20 protein-coding genes are annotated in these 18,490 nt (G+C 61.3%); 10 read left to right on the forward strand and 10 right to left on the reverse strand.

Features of this window, described 5'->3' with window-relative positions:
* Positions 1-60: 60 nt before the first annotated feature.
* The 7 genes from I8E17_RS06395 to I8E17_RS06425 all read left to right on the forward strand — a co-directional run bounded on the left by I8E17_RS06395 (position 61) and on the right by I8E17_RS06425 (position 6,335).
* Positions 61-987, forward strand: coding sequence for an alpha/beta hydrolase (locus I8E17_RS06395; RefSeq protein WP_219510877.1), 927 nt, complete (start codon positions 61-63; stop codon positions 985-987).
* Complete coding sequence (locus tag I8E17_RS06400) at positions 984-1,526, forward strand: dihydrofolate reductase family protein (RefSeq protein ID WP_219510875.1); 543 nt, start codon at positions 984-986, stop codon at positions 1,524-1,526. The genes I8E17_RS06395 and I8E17_RS06400 overlap by 4 nt, the downstream gene beginning before the upstream one ends.
* A gap of 19 nt (positions 1,527-1,545) precedes the next feature.
* On the forward strand, positions 1,546-1,995 hold the full coding sequence (locus I8E17_RS06405; protein WP_219510873.1) for a nuclear transport factor 2 family protein: 450 nt from the start codon (positions 1,546-1,548) through the stop codon (positions 1,993-1,995).
* A gap of 69 nt (positions 1,996-2,064) precedes the next feature.
* Positions 2,065-2,370, forward strand: a complete 306-nt coding sequence (locus I8E17_RS06410) for a hypothetical protein (RefSeq protein ID WP_219510871.1) — start codon at positions 2,065-2,067, stop codon at positions 2,368-2,370.
* Positions 2,371-2,385: 15 nt separating this feature from the next.
* Positions 2,386-3,300 carry an RNA polymerase sigma factor gene (locus I8E17_RS06415; RefSeq protein ID WP_219510869.1) on the forward strand — a complete coding sequence of 305 codons (915 nt, stop codon included), beginning with the start codon at positions 2,386-2,388 and terminating at the stop codon, positions 3,298-3,300.
* A 15-nt stretch (positions 3,301-3,315) separates the two neighbouring features.
* Positions 3,316-4,284 (forward strand): LysR family transcriptional regulator, encoded by a 969-nt coding sequence (locus I8E17_RS06420; RefSeq protein WP_219510867.1) that lies wholly within the window; start codon positions 3,316-3,318, stop codon positions 4,282-4,284.
* 1,007 nt (positions 4,285-5,291) lie between these two features.
* A complete protein-coding gene (locus I8E17_RS06425; RefSeq protein ID WP_219510863.1) occupies positions 5,292-6,335 on the forward strand; it encodes a saccharopine dehydrogenase NADP-binding domain-containing protein in 1,044 nt (347 codons plus the stop codon).
* A 244-nt stretch (positions 6,336-6,579) separates the two neighbouring features.
* On the opposite strand, the gene I8E17_RS06430 is transcribed toward I8E17_RS06425, so the two are convergent.
* The 4 genes from I8E17_RS06430 to I8E17_RS06445 all read right to left on the reverse strand — a co-directional run bounded on the left by I8E17_RS06430 (position 6,580) and on the right by I8E17_RS06445 (position 10,084).
* Entirely contained in the window at positions 6,580-7,266 is a 687-nt protein-coding gene (locus I8E17_RS06430; protein ID WP_219510861.1) for a hypothetical protein, read from the reverse strand.
* Between the two features lie 64 nt (positions 7,267-7,330).
* The gene (locus I8E17_RS06435; protein ID WP_219510859.1) at positions 7,331-8,080 is read right to left on the reverse strand and encodes a M23 family metallopeptidase; all 750 of its coding nucleotides are present in this window, start codon (positions 8,078-8,080) and stop codon (positions 7,331-7,333) included.
* Between the two features lie 2 nt (positions 8,081-8,082).
* Positions 8,083-8,661, reverse strand: a complete 579-nt coding sequence (locus tag I8E17_RS06440) for a hypothetical protein (RefSeq protein ID WP_219510857.1) — start codon at positions 8,659-8,661, stop codon at positions 8,083-8,085.
* 550 nt (positions 8,662-9,211) lie between these two features.
* Positions 9,212-10,084 (reverse strand): PhzF family phenazine biosynthesis protein, encoded by an 873-nt coding sequence (locus I8E17_RS06445; RefSeq protein WP_219510855.1) that lies wholly within the window; start codon positions 10,082-10,084, stop codon positions 9,212-9,214.
* Between the two features lie 117 nt (positions 10,085-10,201).
* Here I8E17_RS06445 and I8E17_RS06450 point away from each other — a divergent pair, with 117 nt between their 5' ends.
* Positions 10,202-11,092 (forward strand): LysR substrate-binding domain-containing protein, encoded by an 891-nt coding sequence (locus I8E17_RS06450; RefSeq protein ID WP_219510852.1) that lies wholly within the window; start codon positions 10,202-10,204, stop codon positions 11,090-11,092.
* 89 nt (positions 11,093-11,181) lie between these two features.
* Here I8E17_RS06450 and I8E17_RS06455 read toward each other — a convergent pair whose 3' ends face one another.
* Positions 11,182-12,276, reverse strand: coding sequence for an MFS transporter (locus I8E17_RS06455; protein ID WP_219510849.1), 1,095 nt, complete (start codon positions 12,274-12,276; stop codon positions 11,182-11,184).
* A gap of 189 nt (positions 12,277-12,465) precedes the next feature.
* On the opposite strand from I8E17_RS06455, the gene I8E17_RS06460 reads away from it, so the two are divergent.
* Positions 12,466-13,077, forward strand: coding sequence for a TetR/AcrR family transcriptional regulator (locus I8E17_RS06460; protein ID WP_219510846.1), 612 nt, complete (start codon positions 12,466-12,468; stop codon positions 13,075-13,077).
* A 54-nt stretch (positions 13,078-13,131) separates the two neighbouring features.
* Positions 13,132-13,845, forward strand: coding sequence for an SDR family oxidoreductase (locus I8E17_RS06465; protein ID WP_219510844.1), 714 nt, complete (start codon positions 13,132-13,134; stop codon positions 13,843-13,845).
* Between the two features lie 147 nt (positions 13,846-13,992).
* Here the strand turns inward: I8E17_RS06465 and I8E17_RS06470 are convergent, their stop codons facing one another.
* Genes I8E17_RS06470 through trbL form a run of 5 tightly spaced genes read right to left on the reverse strand, consistent with a single transcriptional unit; the run spans position 13,993 to position 18,490 of the window.
* Positions 13,993-14,214: a DUF2274 domain-containing protein gene (locus I8E17_RS06470; RefSeq protein ID WP_219510841.1), complete on the reverse strand. Its 222-nt coding sequence runs from the start codon at positions 14,212-14,214 to the stop codon at positions 13,993-13,995.
* 1 nt (position 14,215) lies between these two features.
* Positions 14,216-15,427, reverse strand: coding sequence for a TrbI/VirB10 family protein (locus I8E17_RS06475; RefSeq protein ID WP_219510839.1), 1,212 nt, complete (start codon positions 15,425-15,427; stop codon positions 14,216-14,218).
* A complete protein-coding gene (trbG, locus tag I8E17_RS06480; protein ID WP_219510836.1) occupies positions 15,424-16,452 on the reverse strand; it encodes a P-type conjugative transfer protein TrbG in 1,029 nt (342 codons plus the stop codon). The genes I8E17_RS06475 and trbG overlap by 4 nt, the downstream gene beginning before the upstream one ends.
* Positions 16,449-17,132: a conjugal transfer protein TrbF gene (gene trbF / locus I8E17_RS06485; protein WP_219510835.1), complete on the reverse strand. Its 684-nt coding sequence runs from the start codon at positions 17,130-17,132 to the stop codon at positions 16,449-16,451. The genes trbG and trbF overlap by 4 nt, the downstream gene beginning before the upstream one ends.
* The gene (gene trbL / locus I8E17_RS06490; protein ID WP_219510833.1) at positions 17,132-18,490 is read right to left on the reverse strand and encodes a P-type conjugative transfer protein TrbL; all 1,359 of its coding nucleotides are present in this window, start codon (positions 18,488-18,490) and stop codon (positions 17,132-17,134) included. Before trbL ends, trbF begins: the two co-directional genes overlap by 1 nt.

Genomic DNA, 18,490 nt, shown 5'->3' on the forward strand with positions numbered 1-18,490 from the left:
ACGTCTCTTTTGCGCAGGGCGGTGTGACCGCCGGGGCCGACCCACTGGAGATAGAGATCGATGGCAAGCGAGCAGAGTCTGGCAAACAAGGCATACTGGGAGGCGGCGGCCAAGCAAGGCCCGCTCGCGCCGCAGGCAATGATCGAGCGCGTCGATATCGGTTGGACGTCGCTTTCGGCCGAACCTGGCGGTGTCGATTACATCGAAGTCGATACGGGCGGTGTCCGGGCGATGTGGGTTCGGCCTAAGGATGCCGCGGATGACCGCGTTATCTTCTATGCGCATGGCGGCGGCTTTGTCTCGGGGTCGATCTATACCCACCGCAAGATGGTTGGGCACCTCGCGAAGGCCGTCGGTTGCCGGGCTCTCCTGTTCGAATATCCCTACGCGCATGAGCAGAAATATCCCGCTCAGTTAAACGCCACCGTCGCGGCGTATCGGTGGCTTTTGGCCGAAGGCGTCGATCCGAAGCACATCGCCGTCGCGGGCGATTCCGCCGGCGCGATCCTGACGTTCGGCTTGCTGCAGCAAGTCCGGGACGACCGCATGCCGCTTCCCGCGGCGGTCATGATCTTGTCCGGATGGCTCGATTTGACGCTCTCGGCGCCGAGCTTCGACACCAATCGCGGGAAGGACGCCTTTTTCACGAGAGAGGTCGTGGGCTGGCTGGCGTCGAACTTTCTCGGAGACGGCGACCCGCATGACCCTCTTGCAAGTCCACTATACGCCGACCTCAAAGCCCTTCCGCCGATCTTCCTTCAGGCGGGAGGCGACGAGGCATTGGTCGACGAAAGCCGCATGTTCGCCGAAAGGGCAAGACAGGCAGGCGTCGACGTCCGGCTCGACGTGTTTCCTGAGATGCTCCACAGCTTTCAGATGATGGCCGGTCGGGCTCCGGAAGCCGACGACGCCATCCAGTGCCTTGCCAATTGGGTCCGACCGAAGCTCGGCATCGATCCCGTGGCGCGTGAGGGGGCTCGACCATGAGAAAACTGATCGTGGAAAGCTTCATAGCTCTCGACGGGGTAATCGAGTCACCGATGAGATGGGCCTCGCCCTTCTTTGATGAAGAGTCGAAGGACCATGCATACCGCCAATTGGCCGACGCCGACTATTTCCTGCTCGGCCGCATTGCGTACGAGATATTCTCGGCAAGCTGGCCGTCGATCCAGGGTGACAAATATTTTGACCGCATCAACGGCTTGAAGAAGCTGGTCGCGTCCAGAACGCTGGACGCGGTGGCGTGGAATGCCTCGTTGATCAAAGACGAGGTCGCCGAGACGCTGCGCAAGCTCAAGGAGGAGGGCGGAGGGGCGATCGTGAAGTACGGCGTCACTCAACTGGACCGCGCACTTCTCGAAAACAAGCTGGTCGACGAATACAAGCTTTGGCTGCTGCCGACGCGCGGTGGCTCAGGCAAACGCGCATTTGACGATATAGACATGGCGTCGCAGCCCGATCTGGAGCTCACCGATGTTCGTCGGTTCGCGAATGGCAGCGTCATTCTCTCATATGTGCCGAGATAATTGTCACGTGGATTTCGAAATGAACATACTGCACGACCCTTTCCTGCTTGCACTCGACTCGTACCGTGCGGCGGTACTGGCTAAAGATGTCGATGCTTTTGTCGCGATATACGACAATGACATTCATGTCTTTGATATGTGGAGCACGTGGTCGCTTCGAGGCATCGATGCGTGGCGAAAGATGGCAACAGAGTGGTTTTCGTCCCTTGGGACGGAGCGTGTTGTTGTTGAGGCTCGGGATACCAGCGCCGCCATATCGAGCGATCTGGTGATCGGGCACGCAATTCTCACCTACACCGCCTTTTCCTCGGAAGGAAAAGAACTGCGATCCCTTAGCAATCGCATCACGATGGCTCTGCGACGCGCCGGGAACCTTTGGAAGGTCGTACACGAGCACACCTCGGCACCGATCGATCACCACTCCGCAAGGGCCATTCTGAAAATTGCGGAGGACAGGGGTAACGAATGATGCTCGGGGAAGCGGGTCGCGCATCGACCACAAATCAGGCGGCAGCAGCTGCCAGAAGGAGAATTGGCGATGAAACAAACACTGGTGACCTATGCAACCAAACCTGAGTGGGCCGAGGAGAACGCGCGCCTGGTCGGCGACGTCTTTTCCGAACTCCATGAACGTGCGCCTGAGGGACTTGCTTACCTTGTCCTTCGCCGTGACGATGGTACCTTCCTGCACCTCTTCCGCCAAGACGACGGAGCGCCGGCCCTTTCCGAACTCGAGGCGTTCCGCACCTTTCAGAAGAACGTCGGCGAGCGGTGCCGCGAACGGCCGGTTGCGACCGACATCACCATCGTTGGATCCTATGGGGTGGTGTCGAATGCAGTTTGAGGATTGGCTCCGCGGATGACCCAGCAGATCTCCGAAGGCGATGATGAACATCGTGGCATTGTCACAACGCTGGAGCGTTTGCGACCGAAGCTACATCGCTACTGCGCGCGCATGGCCGGCTCGGCAATCGATGGCGAGGACATCGTACAGGATGTTCTCCTCAAGGCGCTTGAAACCCTGCCGGGCAAGCAGATCGACAACATCGAAAATTGGCTGTTTCGGGTCGCGCACAACGCTTCCATCGATTTTTTGCGCCGCCGCCAACGTGAGATGGCCATGCAGTCCGAGGGAGAGTTGGACATGATAGCTGACCGCTCTTCGTCGGCGGCCGATCGCGTCGTGGCGGCTGCCGGCTTGAAATCCTTCATGTATCTGCCGGTACCTCACCGCGCATGTACCATCTTGATGGATGTGCTCGGCTATTCACAGCAAGAGATCGTCGACATCACAGGCATGACCATTCCTGCGGTCAAAGCCGCGTTGCATCGAGGCCGAGCCAGGATACGGCAACTGGCGGATGCCCCCGATCAGGATGTGTCACCCCAGCTGAGCCACACCGAATTGAGCCGTCTCGCCAATTATGTCGAGCACTTCAACGGTCGTAATTTCGATGTGCTGCGTGAGATGCTGGCGGAGGACGTTCGGCTCGATCTGGTCGCCAAGACTAGATTGGATGGCCGCGGGCAGGTTTCTCGATATTTCCATAACTACAGCGGGCTTTACGACTGGCATTTTGTGCCCGGGCTCGTTGATGGGCGGCCCGGCTTGCTTGTGTTCGACACGAATAACCCCGCTTCCACGCCATCCTACTTTGTCCTGCTCGAATGGCTTGGAGAACAAATCAGTTTCATCCGCGATTTCAGGAACGCCCGGTATGTGGCGGAATCAGCCGAGATGATTCCCTTTGGTATGCCGGGCGGTTCCTCATGATTGCAGGGGGTGAACGTGCCCGATGTAGCGCTCGATCTTCGGTATCTGCGCTGCGCGATCGCCGCCGCCGAACATGGCAGCTTTCGCAGGACCGCTCGATTCCTTGACGTGCCGCAGTCCACCGTCAGCCGGCGCATTCAGATGCTCGAAGGGCGGCTGGGATTTCCGTTGTTCGTGCGCGACAGGATCGGCGTGAAGCTGACGCCAGCCGGTGCGAACTTCCTCAAGGACGCGATCACCGGAGTCCGTCACCTCAGCCGCGCGGCGCAGTTAGCCGCAGCCACGCATAGGGGCGAACGAGGCGTTATCAGAATCGGGATTCTGGCGTCTCTGACATCAGGTTTCCTTAGAAGCGTCCTGACCGATTTCAGGGAGCGGAACCGAGACCTCCAAGTTGTGCTTTATGAAGGAACGCCGCTCGAAACGCTCAACGGCTTGGCCATGGGCCGCTTGGATATCTCCTTCCTGACGGGTGAGCATGATCTTTGCGGTTACAATTCGAAGGTCCTCTGGCACGAGTCCATCTACGCCGTTCTCCCGAGCACCCATCCGCTCTCGCACCAGCGGCTGATCGAATGGGAGGATCTTCGATCCGAGAACTTCATCACCAGCCACGGCGGGCCGGGCTCCGAGATTCAGGACTACCTCATCCGTCGGCTGGCGCAGCCTGGCTTTAGACCGCAGATCGAGGTCCATGACGTCTCGCGGGAGAATCTCTTGAGCCTTGTGGCGATGGGCTACGGAGTGACGCTCACGAGCACCTCGTCGTTGCGCATGGGTGTCGATGGTGTCGCGTTCAGGCCGATCGCAGGGGAGCAAGACAGCTTGCCGTCGAGTGTCGTCTGGCCCAAGGGCGATCTGAATCCTGCGCTGCAACGTCTTATTGCGCTGGCGGAAGTGCGCGCCCGATCGGCGGTGACGATAAACCCGGCTTCTTCAAGCCTCGGCGATACGCTCCGGGCGAGATGCTGTGCAGACGCTTGAAGGCGTGAGCGAACGCATATTCTGAAGAATATCCGACCTGAAGTGCGATCTCGGCAAGTGACTGATCGGAATCTCGCATCAGACGGATGGCAAAGATCATTCTCCATAAGGTCAGATAAGCTGCGGGTGCCTGGCCGAGCAGAGCCGAAAATCGTCGCGCGAATGCAGCGCGCGAAAGACCTGCGGCATGGGCGAGTGCCGCAACCGTCCATCGCTTGCCCGGTTCGCGATGGATGCCGCTCAGAGCCGCGGCGATGCGAGGATCCTTTAGCGCTGCGGACCAGCCGGTGGGATGTGCGTGTGTGAAGCTGTCCGCGAGCCAGGTCCTAAGGATGTAGAGGAACATGAGATCGAGTAGAGCGCAGAGAGCCGCATCGGCTCCTGACTGACCCCAATCGACCTCGGCTCCCAATAGTTCGAGGGTCGTACGCAATTGCCATTGCGTCCCGGCTTCTGCCCGAAAATGCAACATCTCCGGAAGTTCATCGAGCAAGGGGTGAAGACACAAGCGATCCAGGAGATATGCACCGCATAGCATGACGACGTCTGCGGACGATTCATCCTCAAAGTCGGCGCTACCAGTTAAGTCCACTTGCTCGATCTGAATATCGCTCGATAGGCTCTCGCCACCATCGACCGATACCAAGGGCGGCCTGTCGATCAGCGCATGAGCTGAGCCGCGTGGAAAGAACACGACGTCGCCGGGGCCGAGTTGCGCTGGATCAAATCCGGGCGTCACTACCCAACAGGTTCCCCGCAGGACGACGTGGAAGCCGGCTGAGTCGCTTTGTGTCACCTTGCGGTGGAAGGGGCGGCACCGACGCACGCGGGCTGAGTGGGGTTTTCCCAATCGGCTTACGCTAATGACGTCGGATAGGAGATCCATGGGGAAACTCCAATCACGCGATTGAGAGACGAACAAGCATTTTCCGGGTCCATTTGCGCATTGATCGTATCCTACTCCGTTCTACTGTTGGATCAACGTTGAACAAGGAAACGGTTGTGCGATGCGAATTGCTGTTTACGGGGCCAATGGGTTCCAAGGGAAGCTGACGGCCGCCGAACTGGTGCGGCAGGGCGCTCAAACGGTCCTCGTAGGGCGCAGCCAAGAGCGCCTGGCAAGAGCCGCGGCCGAATTGGATTCGTCCGCCGTGGACATGAAAATTGCGGAGGCAAAGGATCGGCGTGATCTGCTTCGCGCCTTCCGAGGCTGCGACGCGGTCATCAACTGCGCAGGCCCGTTCACCGGATGCGCTGCACCGATCATAAAGGCGGCAATAGCCGCCGGTTGCCACTACGTAGACACTGCCGGTGAACAGGGTTTCGTGAAGTCGGTCTTCGACAATTTCTCAGGCGAAGCGGAGAAGGCCGGCGTAACCGTACTTCCGTCCGGGACAGACGGGGCTGTTCCAGGCGACCTGGTGGCGCACATCATCGGCACGCGGACGAGCCAGATCGATAGCATTATAATTGCTCATAAGATTGTCGGAGGCGGTGGGCCGTCGAGAGGATCATTACGATCCGTAGTAGAAACTCATGAAGATATCGCTGATGGCGGGCTGACCTACGAGGACGGAGCATGGCGGAAAGGCCAGCCGCTCGATAGGTCCACGATGGCCTTTTTCGGCGAGGAAGAGGTAGCCATATCCAAGTTTCCCTTAGTTGAGGCGATCACAATACCAAGGCACGTCCGGGCGCGTCGTGTCGCTGGGGTGATCGAATCATCGCTTGCCAAGCGATTGTCCGTCCCACTTTCAGAGCAAATGATCAGGGCGGTTTCAAACCCATCGCCGGAGCAAAGGGAGGATCAATCATTTTTGATCGCCTTGGAGGCAACGTCGACCGATGGCAGTGTTGTTAGAGGGGCGATCGAAGGTGCTGACACGTACGGCACCACGGCCGTCATAGCCGTTGAATGCGCGCGGCGGCTCGTTGAGGGCCAAGCACCATCAGGTGTTCTGGCGGCGTCGCAGGCTTTTGAGCCAGTCGAATTTCTCGATTACCTAGCTGCTTATAACGTGCGTTGGCGAATTGAGGGGAGTAAGCGCTAAAGGGAGGGGAACCAGATGCGAGCTCCTCTCGAGATGCGCTGCTGTGGATATACCATCGCTTGGTGTCGACGCGCAGACACTCGAGTTCAATCCAGGCCGCCGAGGCGCGATGAGTACGCCCAAGCGCAATCGATTTACTAAGGAGACGTCGGGTCATCAATGACACCGAAAATGTCCTAAGGACAGTGTCGCGTCTCCGTGTGACGTCTCCGAGACGCAGATTGTTAAACTGTCCAACGTAGGTCTATCGCATGGTCCGTGTCACTATGCCGGCACTGTTGCGGAACTCGACAAGCGGCGTTCCGTCCCCGTTTACCGCAAGAGTCAGCCGTGGCCGGCCAGCAGGGTCACGCAGCACCAGGGCGACGCTGCCGTCAGCAGACCGGCCCAACCAAGCGCGCTGGGCAGCCGTCGCCCCAGATTTGACGAGCAACGCATCTCGCGCCGAACCAGGCGGCATGTCTCGCGCGCGCGTGACCCCATCTATGTTCAGCGGTATGTCGGGCCGATCATTGACGACTAGTCCGGCGCGCCGGTCAACGCCGTCTTCGCTACTAACCAGCTGAATTGTCTGGTCCTGATGGTATCGATCGAAGGTTAGGCTGCCACCATTGGTTGGCTTACCGTTCTTCATCCCGCCGTCGAATATCAGGCCACCATTCTCGTCACCCTGGTCGTTATAGAAGATCATTCCCGCTTCGGTCCGGTTGGGGTTGGGATGCTCTTTCCCGGCGATGATCACCCCAGGAATGCGTGCGTGGTTTGAAATCGTCATCCTCAGCGTACCATCGGGTTCGCGCACGTTTATCCGTTGGACCTCGATCGTAGAGAAGCTAGCCGTAGGGGTCGCAACCGCCGTAAGCGCCAACCAAGCAGTCGTTAGCGTCATCACAGCAGCGTAGCCGCCGATGGCACGTGATGAGTCGATCATCTGCCATACTCCTTCCGCTCAATTCAGACGCGCGGTCTGATACTTGTTTCTTAAGCCTTTGAGGTCATTCGCCCCGATGCGCGGGCATGTTTCCCATGGCTCGCAAATCCCAGCGAATTTGCATCGGCAAGCGACCTTTGAAAGCACCCAGGTGAACGTGCGGATTTCGGGCCATGCCGTTATTTCCCACTAGAGCGATGACATCCCCGGCTTTAACGGCATCTCCGATGCTCACGCGCGCGTCGACGATATGGGCGAGTACGACGTTTGTCCCGTCCGCGCGTTCAATTTCGATCATGCTCGCCGGCGGCCTTCCAAAGGTACCGGGCTTGTTTGTCGCCGGATTGATGTAGACAAATTTTACAATGCCTGAGAGGGGTGCGCGAACCTCGGCATGCCAACCGTACCAGTCCGCGTTCTCGCTGCCGTCCGTGCGATACATGCGTTCGAACCCACCGTCGCCTTGAAGCCCGCCGACGACCATGCAGTCGGTTCCAAGTGCATCGCCTGCGCGATCAAGCTGGCCTTCGGCATGTTCACTGCACGCGAAAGGCTCGGCGAACACCGGCGCCAAGGTCACCTCGCGGATTGTCGACGGTTCGCGCGTTAGGCTTTCGAGGTGGGGCGGAAGGCCCATCGCGCGAAGTTTGGCGTCCATCGCCTTGACCTGAGCGCGGGTCGGGCGCGGCGGCTTCTGGCTAGAGGCCGTGCTTGGTTGCGCGAGCAGCCCGAGAAGGAACATGAGCATCGCCGCTTGCCCGAGCTGGCGACGTCTCATCGGGAGCTTCGGATCAGGTTTGCAGATAGCCGGCATCCCTAGATCCGATCACCGCCGAGGCTGCGGATGATCGTTCCGTTTCGGTCGAGGAACTGGATGGCCCCCTGGCCATTGCGGTCGACAGTCAACCGAAGTCGGGGTCGCTCCCCTTTATCGGAGAGGTCGATATTCGGCGTGCCGTCGGCCGCGACATGAACGCGGATGCGTTGAACCGTCTGAGCACCCGCGCTGTTGATGCCGAAATCGACGCTGCCGTCAGGCAGGACCTTCCACCCGATCGCGTCGAAGTCTTTATGGTCCAACGCAAGGACAGGTGCGCCGCCGGGGATATCGGCAATCCCGATTCCGCCCCGCTCACTTCCCTTCGCATCATATATGGCGATGCCGCTGACCGGGTATCGCCTGGCAATGCGGACGCCATTGATGCGGGGATCCGGTGTCGGCGCGGACAGGATCAGGCGTGGAACGCCGTTGCCGTCGACGATATCGAGGCGGTGGGCAGTGAGGCGATCGCGCACCTCCGCCTCGGCGATTGGCCGGAACGCGGCGGAGGAAATCGCACCCCCAGCGGCGCCGAGCGCGAACGTAGATATCGCCCAAACAAGTGGTACTCGCATGACAGACACCTCTGAGGGATCAGATTCCATTTGGTTTTCGCTCGGCCCCGGGCGCGGCCTCGCGATTGTTCCAATCACTTGGACGATTGGGGGCCTCAAAAGGATTCCGCGGACATATTGCGTGAGGACTGTCAATCTCCCCGGGGCCGCTGGTGAGCGACGCTGAATCTTCAGATTGGTGCAAGAAGCGACGCGACTGAAAGATGGTGCAGGTCCTTGACGGGAGAAGCGTCCGCGACAGGATCGATTGAATGCCGCTTCGCCGCTCAAACTGTCCGCCGCCTTCGCCATCGTCATGGAACTGCACGTGCCGGTAATCGGCGTTATGGCGCGCTCGCCGAGAAATGGGAGTGCTCTCGCTCAGGCGGTGTATCCAAATGGCACGCAGTCTGACTGGGCGCTGTCGCAGCTCAGCGGCTTGTCTAGATGAGCTGGCGTGGCACCGGGAGATAGCGCTGGCTGGATCGTCGACCAGTTGTCCGGAGTGTCGGCGGCCTCCGCATTAACCGCGCTCCAGGCACCCCTGCCATCGCTCCCATGTTTTCATTCCCTACAATCGGAGCGAACCGCGCAACAGGACAATGCCCGCTCCGGAGATTTCGGGTTCCGGGGTGAGCTGTAGTCGGATGAGACTACGACGGCCCATTTTCGTCCCTTGCTCGACCACGAGACCGTCGCCAGCCAGCATCCCCTGGTTCTCGAGATAAGCAGCAAGCGGTCCAGCAGCAGTCCCCGTTGCTGCATCTTCCCAAAGCCCGACCGTGGGATTGAAGAAGCGGCAATAGGCGCTCGCAGGCACGTCTGAATCGAACGAATAGATGTAACATCCTTCCGCCTGGGTCTCGTCGAGGACCGCGAGCAGCTTCGCGGCGTCCGGGGCTGCCTTATCGACTGTCTGGGAGTCGCGGATGCGCACCATGAGATGCGCTGCGCCAGTATCGGCGGGCCGCGGTTTCGGCTCGGGAAGTAGGTCGACGTCATCGAGGCCGAGAGCCCGCGCCAAGGCTGCGACATCCTTCAACGGCTCCGACAGACGCAGCGGTGCCTGGCGCATCCGTCCATGAACGCGGCCACCGATCGATACGAGTTCGATGGGCAGGACATCCGAGCCGATTTCCTGCCGAAACGATCGAGCTGTCGTCAAAGGGCCGAGATCGCCATGCTCCCCAAGCCAGAGCCACGCCCCTAGAGCATTGTGACCTGCGCCGAATACTTCAGCGCCACTGGCGGTAAACGAGCGCAACTTCCGGTCCGCGCGCGTGCTGCTCTGGATGAAGGTCGTTTCGGCCTGATTGAACTCGCCGGCGATCCGCCGCATCTGCTCATCGGTCAGGTCGTCGGCGCCTTCCACCACCGCCAAAGGATTGCCCGCCAATGGTTCGTCCGCGAATACATCGATGATGCCGGCAACCAGTTCAACCATGAGAGCTACTTCCTGTGATGAGACAAACTCTTGATGTGTGCACGTTGATCGTCTTAATCTCCTAAGAACAAAAAGAAAAAATCAAACTCCTCACCTCTATGATGAGTTGGATTCAGCATGGCCCGTTCGCGCTTGCCGCCGCTATCGGCTCTACGTGCCTTTGAGGCAGTCGCCCGCCGGGCGAGCTTCAAGGCCGCGGCTGACGAGCTGTCGGTCACACCGACGGCCATCAGCCATCAGATCAGACAACTCGAAACCCATCTGGGTTTTCGTGTGCTGGACCGCACGCCCCGTGCTGTCACGCTGACCGCGCAGGGCAAGGCCCTGTATGACGCGACAGCCTCGGGCTTTGGGGAAATCGAAAAGGTGGTGGCGCGGCTGTATGCCGAGGCCGCTCCAGTGCCGGTCACTCTTACATCCACAACGGCGTTCCTAAGCCATTGGCTGGTGCCTCGGATGGCTATGTTGCGCCAGGCCGTCCCAACGCTCGACCTTCGACTGCATATGTCGAATGCCGTGGAGGAGTTGCGGCCAGGAGGTATCGAGATCGCAATTCGATATGGTCCGGGGCCCTATGATGGCGTCGCCTGTACCCATCTGTGCGACGATGTCCTGGTGCCGGTCTGCAGTCCGATACTCGGCCTCTCGCACGCAGACGACCTGCGCCGGGCGCCATTGATCCACATCGACGGGCAAAGCCGACCGACGCCTCGGCCCGACTGGTCACGCTGGTGCGCGCAAGCTGGGATCGGCGGCGTAGATACCACTGCCGGCCTCCGTTTTCCCGACAGCATGTTGGCCGTTCAAGCGGCCATCGGTGGGCAAGGTGTCGTCATCGTCAGTCGGGTATTGGTCGAAGATGCTGTCGAAGCAGGCCTGCTAACCATGCCCTTTTCCCAGACGCTCGCAGGCGACGCCTATCATTTTGTTTGCTGCTTCGGGCTGGAGACCCGCGCCGACGTGGCGTCGCTGAGGGTTTGGTTCCAGAACTGCTTTCCGGCCAGGTAGTCTATGCGAGATTAGGCTTTGGCAGCGGCGGAACCCATTCTGGGATTGTCTTCAGGACGCGCGATCCATCGTTGAACGAAAGAGAGGCCTTAAGTGGTAAAAGGGACATGCCTCTGCATGACCAAAATGGTCGCCGGGAGGACCAAAATTGACAACGTGATGCCTACGATGACGGGAGCCGTCAGCCCCCACGCCGACACGCTCAGTCCTCCGATGAGAGAGCCGGCGGCGATGCCGACGTTTATTGCAGCCGCAGGCAGCACTCCCGCAACGTCGCGACCGGGTCCTGCAGCCTCCGCCACCAATGTCTGAATTCCTGGAACTGACGCAACGGCGACAACGCCCCATGCAATCATCATAACAGAGCTCCCGACGGTCGAAGATCCGAAGGTGAGCAACCCAATAATCGCGATCGGTATCGCCAAATTGGCGAGAATTACCGCCATGCGCGCGTTGGCATCGGCTACGCGGCCGCCAAGAAGTGAGCCCAGGGCCGAGGCGATTCCGAAGCCTAGAATATACCAGCCTATGGTCTCCGAAGATATGCGGTCAGCCTCCTGAAGGAACGGGCTAATGTAGGTGAAGGCGGCGTATTCTCCTGCGAAGAGGATCATCGTAACGGCAAGGATTGCAAGTACTCTGGGGGAGAGCGCATGTCGTATCTGTTCCGCGTTATTGGCTGGCGCCACAGGGCTTTTGATTGAGCTGGGTATCGAAATGGCGACCCCCGACATCACGACGAGCACGAGCACGCTCACTGCGAGAAAGGATGCGTGCCAACCGTAGGCTGATGCAAGGCCGACACCAGCAGGGACCCCCAGCGCTGTAGAGGCTGCGAATCCAGAAACGACAATCGAGACCGCGCGGCCAATTCTGTCGGGCGGGACCACCGACATAGCGACCGCGATAGCCGCACCTACGAACCAGCCCTGTGCCGATCCGCCAGCGATGCGGACCGCGATGAGCAGCGCGAGATCGTTCGAATAGGCGAGCACAAGATTGCTCAAAAGCGCTGCCGCAAGAGAGGCGAACAACACCAACCGGCGTGACCAAGACGCCGTCACGAAGCTCAAAGCAATTCCCCCGGTTGCGAAGGCAATCGCATAGGCGGTGACAAGTGTACCCGCGTGGCCAATCTCGCTCTGGGTACTTTCGGCGATGTCCGTGAGAAGGCCAACCGGCATCGTTTCGGAACTTCCAAGGACGAATGCTCCGAGGAATAGGGTCGGGAGCGCGATCCGCAACGGACGTGGGATGCTGGAGCTCGGATTTGAGGGCATTGTGCTGCTCCGGAGAATGTTAGGGATCGTTATCGTTTGATTTGTAGGGAACGATCCCTTACATTGCAAGCGTGAAGATCGTTCGGAGGACGCATGGCGAAGCGAGCATCCAGTAAGACGCAGGAACACATCCTCGATGTGGCGAGCCGTCTCTTCTACTGGAATGGAATTCGAGCGACCGGAGTGGACGTCATCGCCGACGCCGCAGGCGTCGCACCAACGAGCCTCTATCGAGCCTTCCGCTCAAAGGACGACTTGGTGACGGCCTATATCGGTGATAGCGATCGCAAATTCCGAGAGCAGTTTGAGGGCGCCGCGGCTGGCGAGAGCGACCCACGCGAGCGTATCATGTCGGTATTTCGGGCAATGTCCGAAGAAACGCACCCTGACGTTTGTCGTGGATGCTCTTCGCAAATGGCTCTGGCGGAATATCCAGATGTGAATTCGCAGCCGCACCGCCGTGCGAAGGAAACGAAAGATTGGCTTCTCAAGCGATATGAGGAGCTTGCGGCGGAGTTTTGTACCGCTCATGCGCCTGGCAGCGATCCGGCGTTTCTGGCGAGTCAACTATTCATCATACACGAAGGCGTTATTGCCGGCGCACTCTCTGGAAGGAGTGATCGGTTTACCTATCCTGGGGTGGCACTGGTCGAAACTCTGCTTCGGTCCGTCGAGCGCCCGCAAATATCAGAACCTCTCGAGTGATGCCAACGCGACGGGGTCTGGCGCACGAACGAACATTTTGGACGAGGAAACAACATGAGCAAACTGGCTGATCAAACAGTTGTCATTGTAGGTGCGAGTTCTGGGATAGGGCTGGCTACGGCACAATTGGCGGCTGCGAAAGGCGCGAACGCGGTAATGCTCAGCCGCTCGCAAACGAAGCTCGATCATGCAGCTAGCCTTGTAACAGGCGAGAGGCGAGCGATGGCGATGAACATGCTTGATGCTGAAGCCGTCGATCGCGTCATCGGCTCGCTCAGCCGGATCGATCATCTCGTCCTCACGGCGGTTGCCGATGAATTGAAGCAGAGGGCTGAGATTTCTCACATTACGAATGAACAGGTCGAGCGGACGCTCGATAAACTCCGAGGGTATGTGAATGTTGTGCGCGCATCGGTGCCAGCCATGGCCAGCCGAGGCACGATTACGCTCTTGTCCGGTGGCTCTGCGGTCAAACCTCCAATTGGGTTTTCGGTGCTGGCGGCCGTCAACGCCTCTATGACGAGCTTTGGAAGAGCACTGGCGCTGGAATTAGCGCCGATACGGGTAAATGTTCTTATGGCTGGTGTGGTAGACACGCCCATCAATCAGCATCGGCGTGAGCAGCTTCAAGGTTGGGCGGAGTCGAAACTGCCGGCCCGCCACTTTGGTCAACCAGAGGACGTTGCGAATGCGATCCTCTTCCTTATGACCAATCCCTATATGACCGGACATACGCTTAACGTCGACGGCGGCTTCGTAATCTCCTGACCAAGGCGGATACTCAGACCCGCATCCTGTCCTCTGACTGCAGCATTTTCGTGCCATAATCCGCCTGCCACGTCCTCATAGAGCCTGACGCGAGCCCCGCGAAGTATGATACAGGCCGTGACCCGACAGGTAATCTTATTCGGACTGTTAGGAAGGCGCTCGCCGGGCCTTAACAAATCCGCGGTCGGTGCCGATGAACCTCTCCAGCATAGGCACTATCAAGCGGATCGGATCGATCGGCGGGCTTCCGCTCTCCCGTCCAAGTAGCTCGCCATATGCCACTAGATTCCGGTGCAGCGCCGCTGGCAACTCGATCGTCACCTTGATCGGTTTGTCGTCGGCGATCGCGCCGAGTTTCAGCTTGGTCATGTCACCCTCCGTAGGGCTCGAGCACGAGGTCGCGCGTAACGATCACACGGACCGGGAAGCCCGGGCGGATCGTCAAAGTCGGCGCGATGTTGAGCTGACGCCGGACGATCTGCTGGCCGGCGTCATTTATCGTGTCCTGACCACCATTGCGGACCGCCGCGATCAACCGATCGTCATCATTGGTGGCGAGCTCCGCACCGACACTGAGCAGTGTGGAAAGGCCGGCAGCTTTTGCGAGGTCCCACCAGTGATAGTCGACGCCGTCCTGCAAGCCCGCATAGCCCTCGGCATCGGCGCCCGGCTGCCGCTCAAGCACGATGCTGCGGCCGTTCGGGAAGATCAGCCGATTCCATACCAGGAGAACCCGACTCTGGCCGAACTGAACGTTGTTGTCGTACTGGCCGATGACGCGCGTGCCCTGCGGGATGAGCAGAATGCGGCCGGTCGGGCTGTCGTAGATGTTCTCGGTGACTTGCGCGGTGATCTGGCCGGGCAGGTCCGACCGGATGCCTGTGATCAGCGCGGCCGAGATGACAGCGCCCGCCTGGAGGATATTCGGCGAGGCCGGCGCGGCAACGCGGTCGGCTGCGACGGTGCGGCGGTCGACCGGCGCGTTCAGGAAGGCTTGCTGGCGCTCTTGGGCGGTCGGCGTTGCCGGCTGCGGCGCAAGACCCAGGCCGGTGAGATCAGGTGTTGCTAGGTTCGTCGTCGTGGCGGCGGCGGCCGGGGCGGCGTTGCGGGATTCGGATGCTGAAAAGAGCCGGCTCGTGCGTGCGCTCTCGATCTCCTGAAGGCGGCGTTGCTCCTCGGCGCTGATGCCGGGTTGTGGCTGGGCAATGCCGGGCGCGGGAGCTGGCTGACCACGGTTCTGGGCGTCGAGGATCGGTCGACCAAGATCGCCTGGAAGCGGTGGGCCGAGCTGCGGCACGCCGGTGTAATCTCGCGGTAGACCCTGGAGGCCGTCGGCTGTCGCGCGGTTGTCGGTCGAATAGAGTTCTTCGGGTGGTTTGCCGCCGTTGCGGGTCTGGAGTGCATAGACGAGCGCGCCGCCTAGGCCGAGGCTCGCGACCAGGCCAAGCCCCGCCAGGACCTTGCGCGACAGCCGCGTGACGCGGGGAGTCTCGGCCCGCAGCCGCATCGGGGCGGCCACCTCGGGCGCGGACCCGCTGAGCGGCGCGCCGGACTCCTCTTCCTCGTTCCGGTCTTCGCTCACGACGCGGGCCTCCCGTCGGTGCGGGTGATCCGGACGCGCTTCTGATTGTCTCCGGAACCGAACCGCAGCTCGGCCGCGGCAAAGAGCCGGTCGACGATCATGTAGTTGTTGCGGACGCGGTAATTGACCAGCTCCGACGTGTTGCCTTCCGCGCCGACGACGAAGAGCGGCGGCATTTCGCCCTGGCCGATGCCCCGCGGGAATTCGATGAAGACTTGCCGGCCGTCGTCATAGGCGCGCAGCGGCCGCCATGGCGCGCGATCTCCGGTCACCTCATAGCGGAAGTTGATTCGCGAGAGATCGACGCCGGTCGCCACCGGCTGGGCGGCCTGCGCCTCGGCGTTCTGACGGCGCAGCGCGATGAGCTGGTCCTGCGGATACTGCCAGGAGACCGATGCCATGTAGGTGCGCTCGGTCGAGCGCAGCTCCATGTGGTAGGTCCGCAGATTGGTGTTGATGACGAGGTTCGTCATCAGCTCGGGCCGGGTGGGCTTGACGAGGATATGGACCTGTGTCGTGGCGCCGGATCCGCTCTGGGTATCGCCGATGATCCAGCGCACGGTGTCGCCGGCGGCCACCGGCCCGGAGCCGACGAGCTGTTCGCCTGGCTGGAGCGCGATGTCGGTGATCTGCCCGACGGCGGTGTAGATCTGATAGAGCGCGCCTTGCGTGAAGGGATAGACCTGCATCGAATTGATGAAGCCGTTGCGCACCGGCTGCATGCGGGCGGCTGCGTTCGCCTGGTTGATGCGCGTCGTGGGATCGGCGGGCTCCGGCGTGGAGAGCGAGGGCTCCACGCGCTGCAATTGACCCGGCAGCGGGAGCGGCTTTGGCAGCTCGACGACCTGGACAGGCGTCGGCGGGTCGAGGGTTTGGACCGCGGCGGGCGCGTCGTCATAGCTGATCTCGGGCGGCTTCTGGGTCGTGGCGCATCCCCCGAGCGCTGAAGCGGAAAGCAGCAAAGTCGCGAAGGTGTGAGTACGGAAAGCCGGTTCTCCGGCTTTACGGAAAATCGGCAGAGTCATTGCCCCAGCTCCCGTGACCAAGAAATTGCGTTGACGTAGATTCCCAGCGGATTGGCGCGCAGCCGGTCGGCGTCGCGCGGGGTCTGGAGGACGATGGTGAGGATCGCGATCCAGCGGCTCGTATCGGCAAGCTGGCCGTCCTCGTAGCGGCGCTCGGTCCATGCGACGCGGAAGCTGTCCGGGGACGCGCGAATGACGCTGGAGACATCGACGGCGACCTGCTGGCGGCCGACCTTCGTGAAGGGATCATTGGTCCGCGCGTAGTCGTTGAGCGCGGCCGCGCCGCGATCGGTCGTGAAGTCGTAGGCGCGCAGCCAGTTCTGGCGGACGATGATGGCGTCGGCCGGGATCGAGCGGACCTCTTCGATGAAGCGCGCCAGGTGGAAGGCGATCTGCGGATCGGTCGGCTGGTAGTCGGCAACGGCCGGCGCGATCGCCTGCGCCTGGCCAAGACGATCGGTCTGGACGACCCACGGCACGACGGTGCCGCGAGCTGACTGCCAGACCAGCGCAGCCGCGAAGCCCGCCGACAGGACTAGCGAGCCGAACGCCATGTAGCGCCAGTTACGCGCCTGGACGCGCGCCGAGCCGATCCGGTCGTCCCAGACCTGGGCAGCGCGCTGGTACGGTGTTTCGGGTTCGGGAGCTTTCCCATAGTGCGTTGAGGGTCGTCGAAACATCAGCGGTCACTTTCAGAGAGGTTGATGGAGGAGCCGCCGCCGCGGCTGTCGCCGCTGCGCACCGCATGGACGGTGGTCGAAACGGCGTGACTCATTTGCTGGGAGCGCTTCATGCGGCGGGCCCAGGCGGGCGGCTGATCGCCGCCGGCTGTCTGAGGTGCTGCCGTCTCGTCCGCAGTGTCGCCGACCGAGCCCATGATTGAGGAGCCGCCGGTTGCCTCGAAGGCGGCGCGCGCGCCTCCAGCGAAACTCGACCGCATGCTTTCGGCTGAGCGTTCGACGGCCCGGCGAAGCGGCGACGTGGCGGCCGAGCCGGCGGCCCGGGCGACGCCACCGAGACCGCTCATCACGCCCGACGCTCCGGTCTGGCCCGCCGCACCCAGGCTGTACGCGGTCGAAGCGCCGCCCGCGAGGGCAGCGCCGCCGCTAGCGGCGGCGGCAGCACCGCCTGCCAAGGCCGCGCCGCCGGAAGCCACGGCACCGACAGTGGCGGCGCCTGCCGCGACCATGCCGCCGGCAGCGAGGCCCGTTCCCACCGCGGCGCCGGCGCCAAGCTGCGGGCCGCCCGAGACCAGGCCGTTGGCGATGCCCGGGCCGAAGATGCCGAGCCCGAGTAGTGACAGCGCCGCCAGCACGATCGCCATGGCGTCGTCGATCGACGGGGTGACGCCGCCGAAGCCGGCCGTGAACTCGGAGAACAAGGTCGAGCCGATGCCGATGATGACGGCGAGGACCAGCACCTTGATGCCCGAGGAGATGACGTTGCCGAGCACGCGCTCGGCCATGAAGGCGGACTTGCCGAACAGACCGAACGGGATCAGCACGAAACCGGCGAGCGTCGTCAGCTTGAACTCGATGAGCGTGACGAAGAGCTGGACGGCGAGGATGAAGAAGGCGAGCAGCACCAGCGCCCATGCAAAGAACATGCAGGCGATCTGGATGAAGTTCTCGAAGAACGACCAGTAGCCCATCAGGCCGGAGATCGAGTCGAGCAGTGGACGGCCGGCGTCGAGTCCGGTCTGAGCGACCTTTCCGGGGCGTAGCAGATCGGCGGTTGTGAAGCCGGTGCCGGACGCCTTCAGGCCAAGCCCGGCGAAGCTCTCGAAGACGATGCGGGCGAGATTGTTCCAATTGCCGATGATGTAGGCGAAGACGCCGACGAACAGCGTCTTCTTCACCAGCCGCGCCATGATGTCGTCGTCGGCGCCCCACGACCAGAAGAGCGCGGCCAGGGTGACGTCGATGACGATCAGTGTGGTGGCGATGAACGCGACTTCGCCGCCCAGGAGACCGAAGCCGCCGTCGATGTAGCGCGTGAAGACCTCGAGGAAATGGTCTATGACGCCGGTGTTGCCCAT

The organism is Rhizobium sp. AB2/73 (assembly GCF_020871915.1).
GTDB classification, from domain to species: Bacteria; Pseudomonadota; Alphaproteobacteria; order Rhizobiales; family Rhizobiaceae; genus Rhizobium; species Rhizobium dioscoreae.

Coding starts and splice junctions, on each gene's coding strand:
- I8E17_RS06395 (WP_219510877.1), top strand. CDS start 61: ATGGCAAGCGAGCAGAGTCTGGCAAACAAGGCATACTGGGAGGCGGCG.
- I8E17_RS06400 (WP_219510875.1), top strand. CDS start 984: ATGAGAAAACTGATCGTGGAAAGCTTCATAGCTCTCGACGGGGTAATC.
- I8E17_RS06405 (WP_219510873.1), top strand. CDS start 1,546: ATGAACATACTGCACGACCCTTTCCTGCTTGCACTCGACTCGTACCGT.
- I8E17_RS06410 (WP_219510871.1), top strand. CDS start 2,065: ATGAAACAAACACTGGTGACCTATGCAACCAAACCTGAGTGGGCCGAG.
- I8E17_RS06415 (WP_219510869.1), top strand. CDS start 2,386: ATGACCCAGCAGATCTCCGAAGGCGATGATGAACATCGTGGCATTGTC.
- I8E17_RS06425 (WP_219510863.1), top strand. CDS start 5,292: ATGCGAATTGCTGTTTACGGGGCCAATGGGTTCCAAGGGAAGCTGACG.
- I8E17_RS06430 (WP_219510861.1), bottom strand. CDS start 7,266: ATGATCGACTCATCACGTGCCATCGGCGGCTACGCTGCTGTGATGACG.
- I8E17_RS06435 (WP_219510859.1), bottom strand. CDS start 8,080: ATGCCGGCTATCTGCAAACCTGATCCGAAGCTCCCGATGAGACGTCGC.
- I8E17_RS06440 (WP_219510857.1), bottom strand. CDS start 8,661: ATGCGAGTACCACTTGTTTGGGCGATATCTACGTTCGCGCTCGGCGCC.
- I8E17_RS06445 (WP_219510855.1), bottom strand. CDS start 10,084: ATGGTTGAACTGGTTGCCGGCATCATCGATGTATTCGCGGACGAACCA.
- I8E17_RS06450 (WP_219510852.1), top strand. CDS start 10,202: ATGGCCCGTTCGCGCTTGCCGCCGCTATCGGCTCTACGTGCCTTTGAG.
- I8E17_RS06455 (WP_219510849.1), bottom strand. CDS start 12,276: ATGCCGGTTGGCCTTCTCACGGACATCGCCGAAAGTACCCAGAGCGAG.
- I8E17_RS06460 (WP_219510846.1), top strand. CDS start 12,466: ATGGCGAAGCGAGCATCCAGTAAGACGCAGGAACACATCCTCGATGTG.
- I8E17_RS06465 (WP_219510844.1), top strand. CDS start 13,132: ATGAGCAAACTGGCTGATCAAACAGTTGTCATTGTAGGTGCGAGTTCT.
- I8E17_RS06470 (WP_219510841.1), bottom strand. CDS start 14,214: ATGACCAAGCTGAAACTCGGCGCGATCGCCGACGACAAACCGATCAAG.
- trbG (WP_219510836.1), bottom strand. CDS start 16,452: ATGACTCTGCCGATTTTCCGTAAAGCCGGAGAACCGGCTTTCCGTACT.
- trbF (WP_219510835.1), bottom strand. CDS start 17,132: ATGTTTCGACGACCCTCAACGCACTATGGGAAAGCTCCCGAACCCGAA.
- trbL (WP_219510833.1), bottom strand. CDS start 18,490: ATGGGCAACACCGGCGTCATAGACCATTTCCTCGAGGTCTTCACGCGC.